Source organism: Vibrio sp. SS-MA-C1-2, from assembly GCF_021513135.1.
GTDB lineage: Bacteria > Pseudomonadota > Gammaproteobacteria > Enterobacterales > Vibrionaceae.
In genome coordinates this window covers 660,921-681,124 of sequence record NZ_CP090981.1, presented here as the reverse complement: position 1 = coordinate 681,124, position 20,204 = coordinate 660,921, and the positions used below count along the sequence as shown (strand labels likewise).

Genomic DNA, 20,204 nt, shown 5'->3' with positions numbered 1-20,204 from the left:
TATCGGAAAAATAAAATTAACAAAAAAAATCATATTAATCATAAAGATAAAAAGATAAAAAACTAGTTGATCTTGATCCAAAAATGATCATGCTGTGTGGAAAAACTTTTATAAACCAATTTATTGACTAATAAAACCAAAGATATTCACAACTATAAAAAATTAAAGGTAATAAATAAGTTAATCTTTTGATTTATCTATTTAAAGCTGATTATCAAATAAAAAAATAGGCCATAACAGCCTACTTTTAAAATTAATTTTATAAGTTACAAATCAATAAATTAGATAACTTTTGGTGAGCTATCTTGATTAACCTTAGTTAGACGACGAATAATATAGTTCAAAAATACCCCATACATAGGGACAAATAGCGTAATACTAATGAAAAGCTTAAATGAGTAATCTAACAGTGCTAACTCTTTCCAATGTTCCGCCATAAACGGATCTGGACTTTGGTAAAAAGCAATAAAGAAGAAGGCGACCGTATCGCAAATATTACCAAAGATCGTCGAGAACACGGGTGCAACCCACCACTTTTTATTTTGTCGCAACTTATTAAAGACATTTACATCTAAGATCTGCCCCAATAAGTACGCCATAAAACTAGCGATCGCGATCCGAGCAACAAAAAGATTAAACGTTAATAACTCGCCTATTCCTTGATAGGTTCCATTCTGGAATAAGACCGAAAGTACATAAGAGACCACTAACGCAGGGAGCATCACTAAAAAGATAATTTTTCTTGCCATCGGTGCGCCAAAAATACGTACCGTTAAATCCGTAGCAAGAAAGATAAAAGGGAAAGTGAATGCACCCCATGTGGTATGGAAACCAAACAAGGTTAAAGGGATCTGAACTAAGTAATTACTCGATGCGATAATAATTAAATGGAAAAGAACTAAAAAACCTAGTGCTTGTCTTTTCTGGACAGGTGAAAATGTTTTCATTTATGACCTTTTTGTTTTTGGGGGCGAGGGAACCCAAGGTGAATAAAAAAATAGTGATGAACAAATTATCGTTCAATATTCCACCACTATCAAATAAAGAGCGCTGATTATACATTAACTCAATTAATTGCAAAGTTTATCTACAAAATAAACAGGATGTAAGTATCAAATAACTCGGATTATTAATAGACAGAAAGTCAATGAGACACCAACAACCTCGCAACTTCAAATAAGAAGGGGATATATGATTCGAACGACGAGTGTATCCCAGCTTCTAGTATGAAAGAGAACAGCCTAATGAATAAAGTCATCAAGTAAAGCTGGGATATTTGATACAAGAAAAATTGATCTATGTAAATAAACCCTCAAAAAGTTCCACGCAAACGTTTCCCTTACATGATAAAATCCCTTCGTTAAAATCTTCCCCCTTAATAGAGATGGAGCAATCATGAAACGCGAATTAGCGATTGAGTTTTCACGAGTTACAGAAGGTGCGGCACTAGCTGGTTATAAATGGTTAGGCTGTGGTGATAAAAATGCAGCAGATGGTGCCGCTGTAAATGTAATGAGAACCCTACTAAATCAAACAGAAATTAGTGGCGAGATCGTAATTGGTGAAGGTGAAATCGACGAAGCACCCATGCTATATATTGGTGAAAAAGTCGGTACTGGTGGCGATGCTGTTGATATTGCCGTTGATCCTATCGAAGGAACTCGCATGACAGCACTTGGGCAATCAAATGCCCTTGCTGTTCTTGCTGTCGGTGAAAAAGATACCTTTTTACGCGCCCCTGATATGTATATGGAAAAATTAGTCGTTGGTCCTCAAGCGAAAGGCATTATCGATATTGATCTTCCTCTTTCTCAAAATTTACAAAACATTGCTACAGCCTTAGGAAAAAGTATCAATGAGCTTACAGTGATTACACTGGCTAAGCCTCGTCATGATGAAGTGATTACTGAGATCCAAGCTATGGGGGCACGCGTTTTTGCCATTCCTGATGGTGATGTTGCAGCATCGATTCTAACTTGTATGCCAGAAAGCGAAGTTGATCTTCTTTACTGTATCGGTGGTGCACCAGAAGGCGTGATTTCTGCTGCCGTTATTCGTGCTTTAGATGGTGATATGCAAGGTCGTCTACTTCCTCGCCATGAAGTTAAAGGAGATACTGAAGAGAACCGTAAACATGGTGAACTAGAGATCTCTCGTTGTACCGAAATGGGTATCACAGCTGGCGACAAATTACGCCTTGAAGATATGGCTAAAAATGATAATGTGATTTTCTCTGCAACAGGCATTACTAAAGGTGATCTTCTTGATGGCATCCGCCGTAAAGGCAATGTCGCCACAACAGAAACGCTATTAATTCGTGGTAATTGTCGCACTATTCGTCGTATTCAATCGACTCACTATTTAGATCGTAAAGATAAAGAAGTGAGAGATATTATTCTTTAATCTCTAAATTTATCAAATTACTCAAAAGCCATATTAACGAGAGACAATCCGTTGATGTGGCTTTTTTACTTTACCTTCCAACCCCATCATCACTCCTCAATAAAAATTTAAAGTTATTTTATTTAGTTAAGAGATTGCTTTATTAACCCCCTTCGCAACATAATATAACTATTCATATATACCTAAAATAATTGGAGTTGCTAGTCGGCGGCAAGTGAATGAGGCCCCATGAATATAGGTGTACTCTATAATTGGGGCGAATAAGCGACGCCAACAACCTAGCAACTTCAAGTATGAAGGGTATAAAATCACTAAGTCCCTATTTATCTTTTGATAAGAAATTATGATGAAAACGACAGATAAAATATTAGCAATCATTAAGCGTCAAGGCCCTCAAACGGCGAAGATGTTGGCAGATTCTCTAAGCATTACAACCATGGGTGCTCGACAACACCTACAAAGCTTAGAGAAAAGTAATTTATTAGACGCTTATGACGTCAAAGTAAAAATTGGCCGTCCCAATCGTTATTGGCAACTTTCAACGCAAGGCCATGCCTTATTCATCGATAGTCATAATGATTTAAGTGTCCAGATTATCGAATCTATACACGAGAACTTTGGACCTGAAGGTTTAAATAAAATAGTTAAGCAGCGAGAAGAAAAAACCTATCAAAATTATAAAAAAGCGATGACACAGTGCTCTACACTGAAAGAGAAACTTACAGCAATTAGCTCATTAAGAGAACATGATGGTTACATGACTGAACTATCAGAACTGAATGAAAATGAATTCCTATTTGTTGAGAATCACTGCCCTATTTGCCAAGCTGCGACGGCATGCCAATCGTTATGTCTTTCTGAATTAACTGTATTTCAGCGATTACTCGGGAAAGATTATCGAATTATACGAGAAGAGCACATTATTGCAGGTCAACGCCGCTGCGCTTATAGGATTACCACTACAAAGTAATATTATGAGGAGCAATGTATGAGTCATTGGATTTCAGCCACTGTTACTAAAAATCGCCATTGGAATAACACCCTTTTTAGCTTAGAACTTGAAGCACCTATCGATCCTTTTATTCCTGGTCAATTTATTAAATTAGGTATGGATATTGATGGGCAACGTGTTCAACGCGCCTACTCATTAGTCAATCCACCTAGCGATAATAAATTTGAAATTTACGCCACCAGCATTGCCGATGGTCTGCTGTCTCCAAAGCTTTTTTCATTACAGCCAGGGGATACCATTGAGGTCACACCAGAAGCGAGTGGTTTCTTTACTTTAGATGAAGTTCCTCAAGGTGAACACCTTTGGATGCTTGCAACAGGAACCGCTCTTGGGCCTTATCTCTCTATCTTAAGAACCGCAGAACCTTGGAGTCGATTTAGACGTATCGTTCTGGTTCATGCGGTTCGTTGTGCATCAGATTTAAGTTATCAAGCCGAAATTGAAGAGTTAAAAAAGAAATACCCTAGTCAACTCGTGGTTCAACCATTTGTCAGTCGAGAGCCTGGCCCTAATGCACTTTCAGGTCGAATTACTCATGCTTTAAATGATGGTATGTTAGAACGAATTATTGATCTTCCCCTCTCATTAGATAAAAGCCAGATCATGTTATGTGGTAACCCACAGATGGTAAAAGATACCAAAGCAATATTAGAACAGAAAGGCTTTATTAAAAACTTAAGAAGTAAACCTGGACAGATAACGATGGAGCACTATTGGTAAGCTTTTTACGTAAGATAAGTCATAACGAATAAAGAGAAAGCCATCATTATCTATTTGTGATGGCCAAAATCTCTTTAATCTCTATTTAGTCAGCTAATTCAAAGGCTAACTATTTTTTGAAAATAGAACGCACTTTATCTTTTGCTAATTCTTTAACCACACTCGCTTTCTCCAAGGTCTCATTATGTGGTGCTTTTTGTTGCGTCTTAGCCCCCTTCTTGGGAGTTAATGGTGTAACAGCTGAGCCATAACGATTACTTTCAGGTTTTCCTTTTAATAATCCACACTCAACTAAAATCCACAAACTGCATGCCGTTGAAATTAAGAAAATTCCATTTTCCATTGGCGTTAATGGCGTCGTCGCTGCACCTTCAACACCTGCTGCCGGCAATAGAATTCGCCCAGCAAAGACAGGGATATTAAGCAGTAACCAGTAGTTCGAACGATTGCGATCATGCCAACGTCTTGCTTGCACAGCGAGATCGGGATAAACAAGAATAAAAGGGACGATTAAAGTAAAAACGGATTGCAGCATTGGGTTAGGCAGTTGTGCACCTAAAAATAGCAATGCCGTCATCGCAATATAATAGATGGCAAACCATGTCCAATAATGTTGACGGCCAATTCGACCACGAAATGAAAATAGCCACTCTGATTTAGTCATTCTTCTTTAATCTCTATAAATATAAATAGGTAAACCCAAAATAATTGGAGTTGCTAGTCGGCGACCAATGAATGAGGCCCCATGAGCATAGGTGTTCTATATGATAGAGGCGAATGAACGCAGTCAACAACCTAGCAGCTTCAAGTATGAAGGGAATATATGCGCTTATATTAAGAGATCTATCCCTAATGAAACAGAAGATTATTTATTATTTCTTAATTATGTGGCATTGATATCTACCGTGAGGCTAGTAATTCCTTCAGCTTGCTGCTGTAACTGGGTCATAAAACGAGCAATTAGCTGTTTTTTCTCTCCAATATCTAAACTCAAGGACGTATTTAACGTTAAATGGATAAAATCTTCTCTCTCTAGCGCACTACCTACAAACCAGTTATGTGCCGAGTAACTACGAGAGACCACTAACTCATTGTTAAAGTAACCACTCTCAACCGCAATTAAGTGAAGATCTTCAAGCAGCGAAACGGTATTCATCCGTTCTGTAACAGGATCTGAATATTCCATAATCAAATGTGGCATAATCATTGTCCTTAATGATCGATAATAAAACCAGCTTTATATATCAATCGAAAACGATGTAAAAGTAAACAATCTTACTCATTTTTTTTGTTTTTATTATAAACTATGTGTATCTAACCACATTTATGATTTTAAACATTATATCTGTGGTCAAAACCTGTTATATTTTTACTTAAATTGGTTAATTATTTACATTTAATTGGAGAACTATTATGCGTCGTCCTGTTGTTATGGGTAACTGGAAATTAAACGGTAGCAAAACAATGGTAACTGACCTAATCAAAGGTCTAGATGCTGAACTTAACGGTGTTGAAGGTGTTGATGTTGCTATTGCACCACCTGCAATGTACTTAGATCTAGCTCAACAGCTAATCGAGAAAGCAGTAAACCCAATCGTTTTAGGTGCACAAAATGTAGACGTTAACCTAAGCGGCGCATTCACAGGTGATATCTCTCCTGCAATGCTTAAAGACTTTGGTGCTTCTCACATCATCATTGGTCACTCTGAGCGTCGTGAATACCACAACGAATCAGACGAGTTTGTTGCTAAGAAATTCGCATTCCTAAAAGAGAACGGTTTAACGCCAGTTCTTTGTATCGGTGAATCTGAAGCACAAAATGAAGCGGGTGAAACTGTGTCAGTATGTGCTCGTCAAATCGATGCAGTTATCAAAACTCAAGGTGCTGAAGCGCTAAATGGTGCAATCATCGCTTATGAACCAATCTGGGCTATCGGCACAGGTAAAGCAGCAACAGCTGATGACGCACAGCGTATCCACGCAGCAATCCGTGCTCACATTGCTGATCAAGATGCTGAAGTTGCTAAAAACGTTGTTATCCAATACGGCGGTTCTGTTAAGCCAGAAAATGCTGAAGCTTACTTCGCACAGCCTGATATCGATGGCGCGCTAGTTGGCGGTGCAGCTCTAGATGCAGCTAGCTTTGCTGCTATCGCTAAAGCAGCAGCTGAAGCTAAGAAGTAATCTCTTCTTAAAGAATATTAGGTGTCACGCCATCGTGACATTTAATCATAAAAAAAGGCGACCTAATAGTCGCCTTTTTTATGATTAAATTTTTCTACTTGAAAACAATCAAGATTAGAATAATTTCTCAGCAAGTTCATAAAGCTCAGTTTTCACTGGACGCTTCATGTTTTCAATTGCGTCGATGATATCATGGTGAACCATGGCATCATTCTGAATACCAACACAACGACCACCTTCACCTTTAAGAAGAAGATCAACCGCATATGCACCCATACGTGAAGCAAGTACTCGGTCAAACGCTGTTGGATGTCCACCACGTTGAATATGACCAAGAATCGTTGCACGAGTTTCTCTGCCTGTCTCTTCTTCAATAAACTTAGCTAACTCATTACTGTCTGTCATTAATTCAGTAATGGCAATAATTGCATGCTTCTTACCTTTATAAATGCCATCTTTGATGTGAGAAATAAGTTTATTTTTATCTAAGCCAACGTCAGGAGTGATAATATATTCACAACCACCTGCAATTGCAGCCATCAACGTTAAATCACCACAATAGCGACCCATAACTTCAACAATCGATATACGTTGATGAGAAGATGAAGTATCACGTAAACGGTCAATCGCATCGATAACGGTATTTAACGCGGTCATATAACCAATAGTGTAGTCAGTACCTGCAACATCATTATCGATTGTGCCTGGTAGACCAATACATGGAAAGCCCATTTCAGTTAGTTTTTTTGCACCCATAAATGAACCGTCACCACCGATAACAACCAATGCATCAATGCCGTGCATTTTCATGTTTTGGATAGCTTGTTCACGTACTTTTTCATCCTTAAACTCAGGGAAGCGAGCAGAACCCAAGAACGTACCACCACGGTTAATGATATCTGAAACACTTGAGCGATTTAGTTTCTCAATGCGATTCTGATGTAAACCTTGGTAGCCATCGTAAATGCCACAGACTTCAATGCCTTCCGTTAATGCAGCACGAACAACACTACGAACAGCAGCATTCATTCCAGGTGCGTCACCACCACTAGTTAATACACCAATCTTGTTAATCTTACGAGTCATGGTTACCTCTAATTATTAGAAACTAAAAAAATCGAGCATAAAGAAGAAAATTATCATGTAAATAATCAACATTTATGAGACTGAATAATGTAATTTTCTTACTTCTGTCATCGGATTACAACTTTATTTACTTATTTAGTTGATATAAGTCATCACTATTTAATTTATTATTAATAATAGTCTTAAATCTGCTCAATCGTTCTCTTTTTCAGCAATAAGAACCGATAAGGGATCTTGATGAATAATAATATCAGCACCAACAAAATGACGACCTAATATTGCTTCAACACTATCTGCAATTTTATGCGCTTCGATTAATGGCATATAGTCATCTAACTCTAAATGAAGCTGAATAAACTTAACTGCACCGGATTGACGAGTACGGAGATCATGCAACCCTTGAACACCCTCTATCGTTAATGTTAACTCGATAATTTTATCTCGTTCACCAAAAGGTAACTGTCGATCCAATAGGGATTGCGTCGCGTCATATCCTATTTTTCCTGCTGAAAATAAAATATAAAAACCAATTAAAATAGCAAAAACACTATCACTCCAAAGCCACCCAAACCAACTCAACCCTAATGCAATAATAATCGCAATATTCATATAGAGATCGGTTTGATAATGAAGAGAGTCCGCTTTTATCGCTTGACTATCCGTTTTTGCAATTACCCACTTTTGAAATAGTATCAATATCGCCGTTATCACAACCGCAATACTGCTGACAATCAACCCTAATTCTGGTGATTGTAATGGCTCTGGACGCATTAAACGTTCAACGCCATTAAGAATCAGAAAGATAGCAGAACCAGATATGAAGGCTGCCTGAGCCAATGCGGCTAAAGATTCTGCCTTACCATGACCAAAACTGTGTTCATTATCGGCGGGTTGCACGGCATAACGAATCACTAAAAGATTAACCAGTGAGGCCGCCATATCTAGAATTGAGTCAAGAAGAGAAGCCAGTAAACTCACGGAACCTGTATTCCACCAAGCAAATAGTTTCATCACCATTAACACACCCGCGACACATATCGCCGCAATAGCTGCTAATTGAACCCACTTTGCATATCCATTTGTCATATTAATCAATCACTCAAATAAGGTGTTATTATGCAAAGTATAGCTTTTTTATCTCAATCAATGGAATGTTACTCCAATAAATTAAACGAAAAAAACCGCAATGAATGTTTATGTTCATTGCGGTTAAGATGACAGTGCAAGTAAATTAATAGTGGTTATTATTTCCTCGACTATTTTTCATCTGTTGCTGCTGTTCTGGTGTTAGTAGATTAAACATCTCATTACGATATTTTGCTTTTGCTACTTTACGCTCAACTTGAATCGCTCCAATTTGATTGGCTAAGTCAGTAACGGCTTGTTCATCAAACTGCTCTTGTTGAATTTGATCTCGCTCGTTTTGACGAAGTGATCTCAATGCATCTCGATGTTGATTCATCTCTTGCTGATAACTATTGCGTATCGTCTCCATCTGACCCTGTTGCTCTGCCGTTAAATTTAACTGCCCATATAACCCATTGTGACTTCTGTTTCCTTTATGGCTATCCGACATTTTATTATGACCATTATGGTTATCCGACATTTTATTATGACCATTATGGTTATAGCCATCATGAGATTGTCCGCAATCACTGCTGTAATTAGTTGAATGTCCAGAATTCGAATTGTGATGATTTGAATTGTTATAAGCAAAGACAGCGGTCGAGCCTAAAGCAATAGGAAGAATACATGCTGCGATTAATGTTTTATTGATCTTTTTCATTACGATACCCTCTTTTTAAATTGTCATTATTTAGGATTACAGTTGTTTAATATTTAAGCGATGGAGATAGTCTACCTCTTGCAATGTAAAGAGATGTACAACCTACGTAAAGAAGCGTAAAGCAATAAAAAATAAGTAGCATTATCCCTCCATTGCACGATATCTTATAGTGAGAAAACTACGCTTAAGTACTGTTATTGAGTGTCATATATTGAGGATGAAAAGATGAGTCATATTTTATTAGTCGACGATGATATTGAGTTAACTTCACTGTTAAATGATATCTTAACCCTCGAAGGATTTACGGTATCTGAAGCCAATGATGGAGAGGCTGGACTCGCCGCATTAACACCCGACGTTGACCTGATATTATTAGATATCATGATGCCAAATATGAACGGCTTAGAGATGTTAAGTCAGCTACGTAAAGAGCATGAAACCCCCGTGCTCATGTTAACTGCAAAAGGGGATGAGATTGATCGCGTTTTAGGTCTTGAATTAGGGGCCGATGACTATTTGCCCAAACCTTTTAGTGACCGTGAATTATTAGCCAGAATTCGAGCTATTTTGCGCAGAAGTCAGCAACGAGAAAACCAATCAAATACAGATACGATTACTTATCAAGGCATTACTATTGAGCTTGGTAAACAAGAAGTCTATTGCCAAAATACACTCATCGACCTCACCTCAACGGAGCTTATTCTTCTAACTTATTTTATTAATCATCCAAGTACTATTATCTCTAAATCAGATTTGAGCTTAAATGTATTAGGTAAACATCTTGCGCCTTTTGATCGTGCAATCGATGTCCATGTCTCGAATATCCGAAAAAAACTTCCTCCACGAGAAGATGGTAAAGATCGTATCAAAACCTTACGTGGTCGCGGCTATATGCTAATTGAAGAGTAAGATAAACTGATTATGATTAAACTTCCGCGCGTCTCTAATTTATACGGCCAGATCTTTGCCATATTCTGGTTAACACTTCTTATTGTGTTGATTGCCATCACTGTTGCACCTCATTTTGATCCTCGAAATCAGCAGTTAATTAATCAAAAACAGATCGAAAAATTTAGCTTAATTACCAATAATATCCATGATCGTTTAGACCCAGATCAGCCTCTATTAAAAAATATTCAGCGGATTCAAAAGGAGGCCCAAAAGCGAAGCAATGGTGAACTCTCAATTTATGTCTCAAATTCTGAAGGTGAGTTATATAGTTGCTGTAAACCTAAAACTGAACACAGTCATCATAGTAAAAAGTATCAGGGAAAAATCAGAGCTGTTCGTAATTTTATCACTCTTTCAGATAATCCTAATTCACCACAACAAAAAGGGTATGGCCGCTTTTTAATTTCAGGCCCTTTTAAAACTGAAGTAAGCAATGAACCCGTATGGTTTTACTTTAGCCATAGCAGTAAACCTTCCATGCCGTTTATCTATCAAGTGTTAGATCGCCCAATTTCGCTACTGCTATTAACCATGTTAGTCAGCACTCCCTTGTTATTATGGTTAGCGTGGGCATTAAGTACTCCAGCTCGCCGATTACAAGTTGCTGCTGAACGGGTTGCCAAAGGAGAGATATCGACCGATCCAGATTTAGAAAAAGGAGCCACTGAATTTAAACAGGCAGGTATTAGCTTTAATTTAATGGTCAGTTCAATCAATCAATTGATGTCTGGCCAACAGCGCCTTCTTTCTGATATCTCCCATGAACTGCGATCACCGCTCACCCGCTTGCGAATGGCAACGGCACTGGCTGTAAGAAAACAAGGAGAGAGCAAAGAGTTAACCCGCATCGAGTTAGAAGCCGAACGCTTAGAGAAGATGATCGCGAGTCTACTCTCTTTATCAAGAATGCAGGTTGATAACCACCAAAACCGTGAACAAATCACCATTAATGAACTGTGGCAAGAGATGCTAGATAATGCCCTTTTTGAAGCCGAACAGTTAGATAAAACACTCACCTACCACCAGCTTGATCAGACCTTAATTAGCGGTAATCTAAACCTATTGGTCAGCGCACTCGAAAATGTCATTCGTAATGCCATCAAATACAGTGATTATAAAATTAATATCGATTTTACCACTGAGCACCATCAACTAAAAATTACCATTGATGACGATGGATTAGGTGTTCCTGAGCAAGAGTTAAAAGAGATATTCCGCCCTTTTTATCGAGTATCCACTGCCAGAGATCGTGAAACAGGTGGTACTGGCTTAGGTTTAGCCATCACAGAAAATGCAATTATCCAGCATCAAGGAACAATTTTAGCCAGTAAAAGTCCATTAGGTGGTTTACGGATTGAAATTACCTTGCCGACAATTAAATGAGTTGCCACACCACGCCACTGTCAATAAAATAGTGGCTATCTATCCATTACTTGCAAGTTGATATAACCATGATTGAGATCGCCCTTTATGAACCAGAGATAGCCCCAAACACTGGAAACATCATGCGTCTTTGCGCCAACATGGGAGCAAAACTGCATTTAATCGAGCCTTTAGGTTTTGATTTAGAAGAGAAGAAATTACGCCGTGCAGGTTTAGATTATCGTGATCTCGATAATGTGGTTCGTCATCCTGATTTTGCAGCTTTTCTAGCAGCAACGAAAGGAAAAAAATTGTTTGCTTGTACGACCAAGACTACGGGCTTCCATACTGATGCAAAATTTGACCAAGATGCCGTTTTACTTTTTGGTCCTGAAACTCGAGGGCTTCCTGCTGATGTTATCGAAAGCCTACCAATGGAACAGCGTGTTCGTATCCCAATGATCCCAAGTAGCCGGAGTTTAAACTTGTCAAACTCCGTAGCCGTTATTGCTTATGAAGCGTGGCGTCAACTCGGCTTTAATCACGCAGTTTAAATCACTCCATAACAAATGAATAAAAAACAGCCCAGATAAATCATTTATCTGGGCTGTTTCTTTTTTCTATTAATCTACTGACTGATACCTAAAATAATTGGCGTTGCTAGTCGGCGGCCAATGAGTGAGGCCCCATGAGTATAGGTGTACTCTATGATTGGGGCGAACGAGTGCAGCCAACAACCTAGCGACTTCAAGTATGAGGGGGATAAACCAGATCTAATAGCGACGTCAAAGAACTAATTTCTAAGTGGGGCAACAAAGAGGCATGTTTATCTTTTCTTACATCACGCTGCTGATCGTTAAACCAACACCCTTGATAACCCGCTTGAATTGAACCTGCGACATCGGTTTTTAGATGATCACCAATATGCAGGATCTCATTAGGCTTAATATTTAACAGCTCTGAGGCTCTGTTATAAAGATCAGGGGCCGGCTTCGATATACCATCTACACCCGCCATTAAAGCAAACTGAAAATAATCCGCCAATCCAATCCGTTTAAAGTCGACATTACCGTTGGTTATCGCCACCAATGGAATTTTCTTTGCGAGCTCCCCCAGTACATAGTGAGTCTCATCTGGCATATCAATCCGGCAGCGATCATCCATAAAGCGAGTCATCAGTTCTTGAGTCGCTGTTTCTGCTTGATGAGGAAGATAACCACTCTGAATCAAGCCAAGATAGAGAAACTGCTGTCGCCAAGCTGTCACATCATGACGTAACATCGGATACTTTTCCCCTAACTCATCTTTAATCATCATCCACTGTTCATGAGAAAGCTGTTGGCTAATCGGATGTAATTGAGCTAAATTGTCCCACATGTTCTTTACAGCGCGGGTGATGACTGGCCCATTGTCATAAAGAGTATCATCAAGATCAAACGTCATAGCGCGAATGGTATTCAGTGGTCGATAAAGATGCATAAGATTTAGCTCCAATAAAATTTAAGACTTGTTACGTTTTGCTCGTGGGTGAGCTTTATCGTAAACATCAGCGAGATGTTGAAAATCTAAATGAGTATAGATCTGAGTTGTTGATAAGTTAGCATGCCCTAATAACTCTTGAACGGCACGCAGATCACCACTCGACTCCAACATATGAGTCGCAAAAGAGTGACGCAATTTATGAGGATTGATATGACTAGAGACATCTTGCTTCTGCCCCCATTCCGCCATTCTTTTTTGAACATTACGATTAGAGATCCGCGAACCCAACTTAGAAACAAAAAGTGCGACTTCACCGCTATCGGCAAGTTCACCTCGCACCTTTAACCAACGATTGAGCCACTCTTTTGCTTCACCAGAAAATGGAACTAATCGCTGTTTATCCCCTTTACCGGTGACAATCAATTCACCCGCTCTGAAGTTAATGTCTTTGATATTTAAGCCGACTAGCTCAGAAAGACGTAAACCCGCGCCATACATCACCTCCATCATTGCACGATCACGAATCGCTAATGGATTATCTTCGGTCACGTCGAGTAATTGACCAATCTCATCAACATCTAAATTTTTTGGCAAACGACGCTCTTGTCTTGGTGCTGAAACCCCTTTAGCTGGATTTGCACTCAATACACCTTCTCTGATTAAAAAATCAAAAAAGCTTCGTAATGCAGAAAGACGCATCGCAATACTGCTGGCCTTTAATCCTTCCCTCATTCCTTTACTGGCAATTTGTCGTACCCATGCCGCATCAACTTGTTGCCATAAAGAGAGTTCAGATGTTGTTAAAAATTCAGCGATAGCCGTTAACTGGCGTTGATAATTTCGTTGGGTATGGAGACTTAATCCTCGCTCGGCATGAAGATAAGTATAAAACTTAAGTAAGGGCTTCTCTAGGCTTGAGGCAATAGTCGACATAATCGTTTAACGACTCCAAGATGAAATAAGATAACTAACGACTGAAGCAAGTTGAGCCAAAAATAACGTATCCATATTGGGTTGAAAATGTGCCCCGTCAGGACTGTAAAAAGCCATAATGCCCAACTCTTGTTTATGTCCAAGAGGAAGCAGGGCAGCAGAACCAAATTCAACACTGTCATCAAAAAACAGAGAAGCTTCTCGCTGACGTAAGCGTCCAAGGTACAGTGCATTTTGTGGAAAGCGAGTAGCTTTTAATGTCTGATACTCATTTCGGTCTAAGCGATACTCCGCAACAGGGGCATCAAAGAGAACAATTGCCGCGGTCAAATTAAGCTTATCCGCTAACTGAGTTAAAACTTTATCAATCTCATGAAGATTAGTGGTAGTAAAAAGTTGTTGTTGCGTTTCAGCTAGCAGAGCGAATAGACGATCATTGGTAGAGGCGATCGACATAAACTGCGTCACCTCCTCTTCTAACTCACTAATTCTGATTCGTAATCTCTCTTGTTGCAGTTCAACTAAAGAGATTGCACCTCGTTGCTGATGGGAAATCTGTAACGAAGCAACGACATCAGGATAACGGGCAAAAAAATCAGGATGATTCATCAAGTATTCAACAATCATCTCTTCATTAAGCTGAGCCAATTGATGTGGTTCTAACAGTGACTCGACGTTACTCATAATACAATTTGTCCATCATAAATATGCGCTGTCGGCCCTGTCATATAAAGCGGTTCACCCTCACCTTGCCAACGGATTCGTAACTCTCCACCAGGAAGCGTCACTTTTACATCTTTGCCTAAGAACCCTTGATATTGTCCAACGGCAACCGCAGCACACGCTCCCGTTCCACAAGCTTGAGTCTCTCCAGCTCCACGTTCATAAACGCGCAACTTGATCTCATTCTTATTAATAACCTGCATAAAGCCAGCATTAACGCGTTGTGGAAAACGCTCGTGAGATTCAATTTGAGGTCCAAGTCGCTTCACATCAGCTGTATTTATATCATCAACAGTAATAACACAATGTGGATTCCCCATACTGACCACACCACTAAATAGCGTTGATTGATTGACTCTTAATAGATAGGTTTTCTCTTTCTGTTTCGCTTTAAAAGGAACTTTACTTGGATCAAAGACAGGCACCCCCATATTAACGGTGACTTGACCATCATCTTCAATCTTCAAAGTGATCTTTCCGGCTTTAGTGCTCACAAAGATCTCATTCTTATTAATCAACCCTTTCATACGTACAAAGCGAGCAAAACAGCGAGCACCATTACCACATTGCTCCACTTCACTACCATCCGCATTAAAGATTCGATAGTGAAAATCACTTTCTGGATCGTAAGGCGGTTCAACAATCAATAACTGATCAAAACCAATTCCAGTATGACGATCTGCTAACCGACGGATACAATCCGGTGAGAAGAAAGCGCTTTGTGTCACGCTATCCACCACCATAAAATCATTACCCAAGCCATGCATTTTAGAAAAATGGATTTGCATGCTGTTTATACTCTCTCTACTCTGGCAACAACTGTTCTAGCTGCCATAATTGTTGTAATTCTTCACGCTGTCGAACAACATGACTCTCAGCACCATCAACCATAATTTCAGCTGGACGACAGCGGGAGTTATAGTTAGAGGCCATAGTAAATCCATACGCACCAGAAGAGCGAATCGCTAATAGATCATCAGGTTGAATCGCTAAATCGCGATCTTTTCCTAAGAAGTCCCCTGTTTCACAAATTGGACCAACAATATCATAGCTTTTCGTGGATTCTTCTCTTGGTACGACAGGAATAATCTCTTGCCACGCTTGATAAAGAGCCGGACGCATTAAGTCATTCATTGCAGCATCAACAATTGCAAAGTTTTTATCTTCTGTTGGTTTCAGATACTCAACCTTGGTCACCAAAATCCCGGCATTAGCCGCAATTGCGCGTCCCGGTTCAAAAATGAGTTCTAGTTCAGGGTAATCACTCAAACGAGACATTAATGCAGAAGCATACTCAGAAGGAGTTGGAGCGACTTCATCAGAATAGCGTACCCCTAAACCCCCACCCACATCTAAATGTTTAATTGAAATCCCAGCTTCAGATAGTATCTCGATTAATGTCAGAAGTCTGTCTGTTGCATCAATAAATGGTTCGATATCAGTCAATTGAGAACCAATATGACAATCAATACCGACAACATTAAGGTTCTCTAATGTTGCAGCATGACGATAAATATCAGGCGCGCGTTCAAATGAGATACCAAATTTATTCTCTTTCAATCCAGTAGAGATATAAGGGTGAGTCTTAGCATCAACATCAGGATTAATACGGATAGACGTCGGCGCTTTAATGCCCATTTCTCCAGCCACCTGATTTAAGCGTTCGAGCTCGGGTTCAGACTCAACATTAAAACACTTAATCCCGACGGTTAATGCACGTTGCATCTCTTCAACGGTTTTACCAACGCCAGAAAATACCACGCGATCCGCACGCCCTCCCGCCGCTAACACACGCTCTAACTCACCCATAGAGACAATATCAAAGCCAGAGCCTAAACGAGCCAATACATTCAATACCGCAAGGTTTGAATTTGCCTTAACGGCATAACAAATAAGATGTGGATGTTCAGCGACAGCCTGATCAAATGCCTTCCAATGACGTTCTAATGTCGCTCTAGAATAAATATAGAGGGGTGTGCCATATTGTGAAGCTAATTGAGGTATTGAGATATCTTCAGCCCACAGCTGACCATCATCCTTATAATTAAAATAATCCACGTTTCTTCCCTGTTCTTGATATTAAAAGACAACTTTCCTAATTTCAGTGTTGCCTGTTTTCATTACTTATTCAATATTATTTCTGCTGTTCGCCTTTATCTGGCATATATAATGGCCCAGATTGCCCACAACCCGCTAATGAGAGGGTAAATGTCACTAATATTGCTAAAATAATTTTATTCATTCTCTTACCACTAGTGATTATAAAGTTAATGACTACTATAATCGCATTAACAAAATGAAAAGCAATAGGACTTTGTAAGATGAATGATACTGAGTTTCACCAAGTTGTCGATAAACAGTTGATGGCCATTGAAGAGATGATTGATAATTCAGGTGCTGACATCGATTATGAAACCACAGGGAATGTGATGACCCTAGAGTTTGAAAATCGCAGCCAAGTAATTATTAACCGTCAAGAACCACTGCATGAGATTTGGCTAGCAAGTAAAGAAGGCGGATACCACTTTCAACTTTCTAATGATCAATGGTTATGTACACGCTCTGGATTAGAATTTGTCAACGCAGTAAAAAAAGCGTGTGATGTACATTCCGACGAAGAGATTGAGTGGGAAGAGTAACCCTCACCTACAGGTTGGTATAAAAATAGAGCCAGATACAATAAAAAGAGCCCTCATGATGACTGCTTTATCAATCATTATGAGGGCTCTTTAAACTCTTATCTTTAAAAAAGATACCTTGAAAAAGAATTCAGAAAAACTAATCAGCTTGAAGTTTTAAACTAGCGTCCACACGATTCTCTTCTTTATTTCGACACTCTGATGGTCGACCATTACCGGTACGATAAGGAATAATGCTTGGATTTTTTTCATCGTCATAAAAGATGTCATAAAATTGAGGCAAGTTGAAATTAGCATTATCATCCCCCCTTGTGAAGCAGTATAAAAACGGTTAACTTCTGATACCATCTCCTCTTTCTCACCGGTACATTGATGATAGGTCTCTAAGGTATTCGTCTCATCCAAAATGTAGAGACTAAAGTTGTCACCTCGATTATCAAAGAAGAATTGAATCAACCCTTCACTGGCAAAATTATCGACGACATCAGGCAATTGATAGCTAACATTATCATTGGCTTTTACTTGAGTAGAACCATTGAGCTTATTGGTGGAAATACTACGATAAAAATCGACAGAATTTTCTAGTTTCTGCACCGAAACACCACGACGCTCAAAAAAGAGACCAAAGGTTTGATTAGCAATTTTTATCGCTTTAAAACGACGACGATGAGTTGGGTCAACTGGCTTCAATCGCATTTCAATGCACTCCGTTAACAGTTGATATACGTAGTTTTTTATTAAACCTCGCATATTTTTACTATAACAGAACACATCAATCGATTCAGGAGATAACGCATCTTGGTGCATTTTTCCTAACACTGTTTTCAATGCATCTAGGAGTGCATTTTCACCACTAAAATTTAAAGTACGAACTTCATTCCACGAATTTCGGTAAATGAGATCAATACTGCCAATTAATGACTTTTGCTGCTCACCGTATGAGAGCACATCAATTTTATTCGATTCCGCCGCCGCATGACGCGACTTTAGCTCTGTCGTAGGGTCATTCTCTAAATTAATCGATAGAGAGAGCTGACGAATTTCACACGGACTGGCTAAATCTTGCAAACTCGGTTGAGAGCGATTAATTGAAAAAGTATTTCGAATATCGCCAACAAATTGATACAACTTATCAATGTCTAGATCCGCTTGACGAACCACATTATGAAGCTGAGTTGACTCGGTCAATAAGCCATTAAAAAATGCCCAAGCGACCAACTTGCTGGCATAGCGATTATGCTCTAATGGTGCTCGACCAATCAATTCATAAGGAGAAAGTCCACAATTATAGAGGTACCAACCAGCAGTATTACCTCGATTCTCTTCGACTTGAATCAAGGTTAATGAATCCTCATGAAGACCTAAAGAGATTTGAGGATTAAGTAAGGTCACTTTACCCGGCAGAACTTCAAATGAAGCATAAAGTTTACGGGCTAATATACTAATATCTTCAGGGCTAATGGTAGAGGTAATATCATTACGGCGAGCAAAACGAATCAAGTTGCGATAACTCAACATTAACGCTTCAAGTAACTCATTATGAGCAACGCGTACCTGTTCAACCTTCCAATAAGCACGATTATCAAGCTCTTCTAGTGTCTGTTGCGACCATTGCCACTCATCAACTAATTCTTGTAAAACTTCACGTCGCCAAGGCATCGAACCTTTACCAGGCTGCTGAGTTAAACGCTCTTCTGTCTTAAAGTAGAAGCAGCGACGAACCAGATCAAGTCGACGTTGATCATCAATCGTTTCTAAATAATGAGTGACTTTATGTAACATCAAAAAGTAAGAGTCGAGACAGGTTTCAGTCTGGCTTTGTGAATCAGCATAGATTTGGCGTTTAATATCGATACTGATCAGATCGGTATTGGGGTATTCCCAAGAGTAAGCTTCTAATAACAAGGCTTTTAATACCGATTTATAAGGCGCATCAATACTTTTATAAAGCTGCCAAAGGCTAGAACCAAAATACTCTTCAGCTGGGATTTGTGGTAATCCACCAAAATCGACCCAACGATCTTGGTCATAGGCAAAGTTCTTCTTAATATCTTTTAAATAGATATCGTATTTAAATTCACTTTCAAGCGGAACAATAAACCATAAAATACGACGTCCAGCTAACTGCACAACAGAACGATAAAACTCATCAAGTAATAGATAGTGTTGAGCAGAGCCGCAATTCTCACCTGACATAGTGTCAGAAGTTTGTTCTCTAAACCGATTAGGATCGACAATGAAAAAGTTTGCTTCCACTCCTTGGTTCATTGCCCAAAGAGAGATTTGCTCACACTTAGCTTCTAACTGTTTGCGATACAAACTAGACATTGAGGTGTTCACACAAACCCAGATATCAAAATCACTGCCCAACGTTTGCCCCATTGATGAGGTACTGCCCATTGCATAAAGGCCAATAATCTCATTTTCTGGTGGCGTCAGGCCTTCAACGCTATTTTCAATCTGTAAATGACGATCAATAAATAGTTTCTGCTCATCTGTTGCTTCAAACAGATCAATACCATGGGGAGTTGTTTCAGAGATGTAACCTGGGAGCTCAGGATGATTAAAATGGAATAGCGCAGGCAAAAGGCGAAAAACCTCTTTCCCTTGTGAAGGCATGGCTAATTCAGCTCGAGCAATCCGTTTGCTATTGAGTGCATCAACTTTACTAATCAATTTCCTGATATGTGTATGCAAAATGTTCATCCAGAAGAAAGCGAGAATCAATAACCATCAACAACGTAAATATGTGAGGTGAGGTATCTTATCTATGATTTTAAAACGTGACCAATGTAACATTTCTCTGATTATAGGTAAAGTTTCTAGCCATAAAGCTCTCCTTTTGAAATTAAAAAAGGATCTTTATTGAGTCAAAAACAACAGTTTTTACCTTAAGACAAATACGTGATCTGCGTCACATTAT

General features: G+C 39.1%; 20 protein-coding genes and 1 pseudogene. 8 read left to right on the top strand and 13 right to left on the bottom strand.

Annotated elements, in window-relative coordinates; genetic code table 11:
- Window positions 1-281 precede the first annotated feature (281 nt).
- The gene (locus L0B53_RS07715; protein WP_235061539.1) at window positions 282-947 is read right to left on the bottom strand and encodes a 7-cyano-7-deazaguanine/7-aminomethyl-7-deazaguanine transporter; all 666 of its coding nucleotides are present in this window, start codon (window positions 945-947) and stop codon (window positions 282-284) included.
- A gap of 448 nt (window positions 948-1,395) precedes the next feature.
- Between L0B53_RS07715 and glpX the strand changes: the two genes are divergently transcribed.
- From glpX to L0B53_RS07700, 3 genes are all read left to right on the top strand, one after another.
- Entirely contained in the window at window positions 1,396-2,403 is a 1,008-nt protein-coding gene (gene glpX / locus L0B53_RS07710; RefSeq protein WP_235061538.1) for a class II fructose-bisphosphatase, read from the top strand.
- A 346-nt stretch (window positions 2,404-2,749) separates the two neighbouring features.
- Window positions 2,750-3,373, top strand: coding sequence for a metalloregulator ArsR/SmtB family transcription factor (locus tag L0B53_RS07705; RefSeq protein WP_235062200.1), 624 nt, complete (start codon window positions 2,750-2,752; stop codon window positions 3,371-3,373).
- A gap of 18 nt (window positions 3,374-3,391) precedes the next feature.
- Window positions 3,392-4,135, top strand: a complete 744-nt coding sequence (locus tag L0B53_RS07700; RefSeq protein ID WP_235061537.1) for a ferredoxin--NADP reductase — start codon at window positions 3,392-3,394, stop codon at window positions 4,133-4,135.
- A gap of 109 nt (window positions 4,136-4,244) precedes the next feature.
- On the opposite strand, the gene L0B53_RS07695 is transcribed toward L0B53_RS07700, so the two are convergent.
- Both L0B53_RS07695 and L0B53_RS07690 read right to left on the bottom strand, forming a co-directional pair.
- On the bottom strand, window positions 4,245-4,799 hold the full coding sequence (locus L0B53_RS07695) for a DUF805 domain-containing protein (RefSeq protein ID WP_235061536.1): 555 nt from the start codon (window positions 4,797-4,799) through the stop codon (window positions 4,245-4,247).
- Window positions 4,800-5,018: 219 nt separating this feature from the next.
- Window positions 5,019-5,336 carry a 5-carboxymethyl-2-hydroxymuconate isomerase gene (locus L0B53_RS07690; protein ID WP_235061535.1) on the bottom strand — a complete coding sequence of 106 codons (318 nt, stop codon included), beginning with the start codon at window positions 5,334-5,336 and terminating at the stop codon, window positions 5,019-5,021.
- 212 nt (window positions 5,337-5,548) lie between these two features.
- Between L0B53_RS07690 and tpiA the strand changes: the two genes are divergently transcribed.
- Window positions 5,549-6,319: a triose-phosphate isomerase gene (gene tpiA, locus L0B53_RS07685; protein WP_235061534.1), complete on the top strand. Its 771-nt coding sequence runs from the start codon at window positions 5,549-5,551 to the stop codon at window positions 6,317-6,319.
- 114 nt (window positions 6,320-6,433) lie between these two features.
- On the opposite strand, the gene pfkA is transcribed toward tpiA, so the two are convergent.
- From pfkA to L0B53_RS07670, 3 genes are all read right to left on the bottom strand, one after another.
- The gene (gene pfkA / locus L0B53_RS07680; RefSeq protein WP_235061533.1) at window positions 6,434-7,405 is read right to left on the bottom strand and encodes a 6-phosphofructokinase; all 972 of its coding nucleotides are present in this window, start codon (window positions 7,403-7,405) and stop codon (window positions 6,434-6,436) included.
- A 192-nt stretch (window positions 7,406-7,597) separates the two neighbouring features.
- Complete coding sequence (gene fieF / locus L0B53_RS07675) at window positions 7,598-8,491, bottom strand: CDF family cation-efflux transporter FieF (RefSeq protein ID WP_235061532.1); 894 nt, start codon at window positions 8,489-8,491, stop codon at window positions 7,598-7,600.
- Between the two features lie 145 nt (window positions 8,492-8,636).
- The gene (locus L0B53_RS07670) at window positions 8,637-9,191 is read right to left on the bottom strand and encodes a Spy/CpxP family protein refolding chaperone (protein WP_235061531.1); all 555 of its coding nucleotides are present in this window, start codon (window positions 9,189-9,191) and stop codon (window positions 8,637-8,639) included.
- 225 nt (window positions 9,192-9,416) lie between these two features.
- Here L0B53_RS07670 and L0B53_RS07665 point away from each other — a divergent pair, with 225 nt between their 5' ends.
- The 3 genes from L0B53_RS07665 (at window position 9,417) to L0B53_RS07655 (ending at window position 12,058) form a co-directional block, all read left to right on the top strand.
- Window positions 9,417-10,100, top strand: a complete 684-nt coding sequence (locus L0B53_RS07665) for a response regulator (protein ID WP_235061530.1) — start codon at window positions 9,417-9,419, stop codon at window positions 10,098-10,100.
- 12 nt (window positions 10,101-10,112) lie between these two features.
- On the top strand, window positions 10,113-11,525 hold the full coding sequence (gene cpxA / locus L0B53_RS07660; RefSeq protein ID WP_235061529.1) for an envelope stress sensor histidine kinase CpxA: 1,413 nt from the start codon (window positions 10,113-10,115) through the stop codon (window positions 11,523-11,525).
- A gap of 68 nt (window positions 11,526-11,593) precedes the next feature.
- A complete protein-coding gene (locus tag L0B53_RS07655; RefSeq protein ID WP_235061528.1) occupies window positions 11,594-12,058 on the top strand; it encodes a tRNA (cytidine(34)-2'-O)-methyltransferase in 465 nt (154 codons plus the stop codon).
- Between the two features lie 193 nt (window positions 12,059-12,251).
- Here the strand turns inward: L0B53_RS07655 and yigB are convergent, their stop codons facing one another.
- The 6 genes from yigB to lptM form a co-directional block, all read right to left on the bottom strand.
- Window positions 12,252-12,983, bottom strand: coding sequence for a 5-amino-6-(5-phospho-D-ribitylamino)uracil phosphatase YigB (gene yigB / locus L0B53_RS07650; RefSeq protein WP_235061527.1), 732 nt, complete (start codon window positions 12,981-12,983; stop codon window positions 12,252-12,254).
- Window positions 12,984-13,004: 21 nt separating this feature from the next.
- Entirely contained in the window at window positions 13,005-13,919 is a 915-nt protein-coding gene (xerC, locus tag L0B53_RS07645; protein WP_235061526.1) for a tyrosine recombinase XerC, read from the bottom strand.
- Between the two features lie 6 nt (window positions 13,920-13,925).
- Complete coding sequence (locus L0B53_RS07640; RefSeq protein ID WP_235061525.1) at window positions 13,926-14,603, bottom strand: DUF484 family protein; 678 nt, start codon at window positions 14,601-14,603, stop codon at window positions 13,926-13,928.
- Window positions 14,600-15,430, bottom strand: coding sequence for a diaminopimelate epimerase (gene dapF / locus L0B53_RS07635; RefSeq protein WP_235061524.1), 831 nt, complete (start codon window positions 15,428-15,430; stop codon window positions 14,600-14,602). The genes L0B53_RS07640 and dapF overlap by 4 nt, the downstream gene beginning before the upstream one ends.
- Window positions 15,431-15,446: 16 nt before the next feature.
- Window positions 15,447-16,700, bottom strand: a complete 1,254-nt coding sequence (gene lysA, locus L0B53_RS07630) for a diaminopimelate decarboxylase (RefSeq protein WP_235061523.1) — start codon at window positions 16,698-16,700, stop codon at window positions 15,447-15,449.
- A 76-nt stretch (window positions 16,701-16,776) separates the two neighbouring features.
- Window positions 16,777-16,884 carry an LPS translocon maturation chaperone LptM gene (gene lptM / locus L0B53_RS19570; protein WP_409202822.1) on the bottom strand — a complete coding sequence of 36 codons (108 nt, stop codon included), beginning with the start codon at window positions 16,882-16,884 and terminating at the stop codon, window positions 16,777-16,779.
- Between the two features lie 79 nt (window positions 16,885-16,963).
- Here lptM and cyaY point away from each other — a divergent pair, with 79 nt between their 5' ends.
- Complete coding sequence (gene cyaY / locus L0B53_RS07620; protein ID WP_235061522.1) at window positions 16,964-17,281, top strand: iron donor protein CyaY; 318 nt, start codon at window positions 16,964-16,966, stop codon at window positions 17,279-17,281.
- Window positions 17,282-17,420: 139 nt separating this feature from the next.
- Here the strand turns inward: cyaY and L0B53_RS07615 are convergent.
- Window positions 17,421-19,978, bottom strand: a pseudogene (locus L0B53_RS07615) (class I adenylate cyclase).
- Window positions 19,979-20,204: the final 226 nt, after the last annotated feature.

Bases quoted from the DNA above. Each gene is read 5' to 3' on its own strand.
- L0B53_RS07715 (WP_235061539.1), bottom strand. From the start codon at position 947: ATGAAAACATTTTCACCTGTCCAGAAAAGACAAGCACTAGGTTTTTTA.
- glpX (WP_235061538.1), top strand. From the start codon at position 1,396: ATGAAACGCGAATTAGCGATTGAGTTTTCACGAGTTACAGAAGGTGCG.
- L0B53_RS07705 (WP_235062200.1), top strand. From the start codon at position 2,750: ATGAAAACGACAGATAAAATATTAGCAATCATTAAGCGTCAAGGCCCT.
- L0B53_RS07700 (WP_235061537.1), top strand. From the start codon at position 3,392: ATGAGTCATTGGATTTCAGCCACTGTTACTAAAAATCGCCATTGGAAT.
- L0B53_RS07695 (WP_235061536.1), bottom strand. From the start codon at position 4,799: ATGACTAAATCAGAGTGGCTATTTTCATTTCGTGGTCGAATTGGCCGT.
- L0B53_RS07690 (WP_235061535.1), bottom strand. From the start codon at position 5,336: ATGCCACATTTGATTATGGAATATTCAGATCCTGTTACAGAACGGATG.
- tpiA (WP_235061534.1), top strand. From the start codon at position 5,549: ATGCGTCGTCCTGTTGTTATGGGTAACTGGAAATTAAACGGTAGCAAA.
- pfkA (WP_235061533.1), bottom strand. From the start codon at position 7,405: ATGACTCGTAAGATTAACAAGATTGGTGTATTAACTAGTGGTGGTGAC.
- fieF (WP_235061532.1), bottom strand. From the start codon at position 8,491: ATGACAAATGGATATGCAAAGTGGGTTCAATTAGCAGCTATTGCGGCG.
- L0B53_RS07670 (WP_235061531.1), bottom strand. From the start codon at position 9,191: ATGAAAAAGATCAATAAAACATTAATCGCAGCATGTATTCTTCCTATT.
- L0B53_RS07665 (WP_235061530.1), top strand. From the start codon at position 9,417: ATGAGTCATATTTTATTAGTCGACGATGATATTGAGTTAACTTCACTG.
- cpxA (WP_235061529.1), top strand. From the start codon at position 10,113: ATGATTAAACTTCCGCGCGTCTCTAATTTATACGGCCAGATCTTTGCC.
- L0B53_RS07655 (WP_235061528.1), top strand. From the start codon at position 11,594: ATGATTGAGATCGCCCTTTATGAACCAGAGATAGCCCCAAACACTGGA.
- yigB (WP_235061527.1), bottom strand. From the start codon at position 12,983: ATGCATCTTTATCGACCACTGAATACCATTCGCGCTATGACGTTTGAT.
- xerC (WP_235061526.1), bottom strand. From the start codon at position 13,919: ATGTCGACTATTGCCTCAAGCCTAGAGAAGCCCTTACTTAAGTTTTAT.
- L0B53_RS07640 (WP_235061525.1), bottom strand. From the start codon at position 14,603: ATGAGTAACGTCGAGTCACTGTTAGAACCACATCAATTGGCTCAGCTT.
- dapF (WP_235061524.1), bottom strand. From the start codon at position 15,430: ATGCAAATCCATTTTTCTAAAATGCATGGCTTGGGTAATGATTTTATG.
- lptM (WP_409202822.1), bottom strand. From the start codon at position 16,884: ATGAATAAAATTATTTTAGCAATATTAGTGACATTTACCCTCTCATTA.
- cyaY (WP_235061522.1), top strand. From the start codon at position 16,964: ATGAATGATACTGAGTTTCACCAAGTTGTCGATAAACAGTTGATGGCC.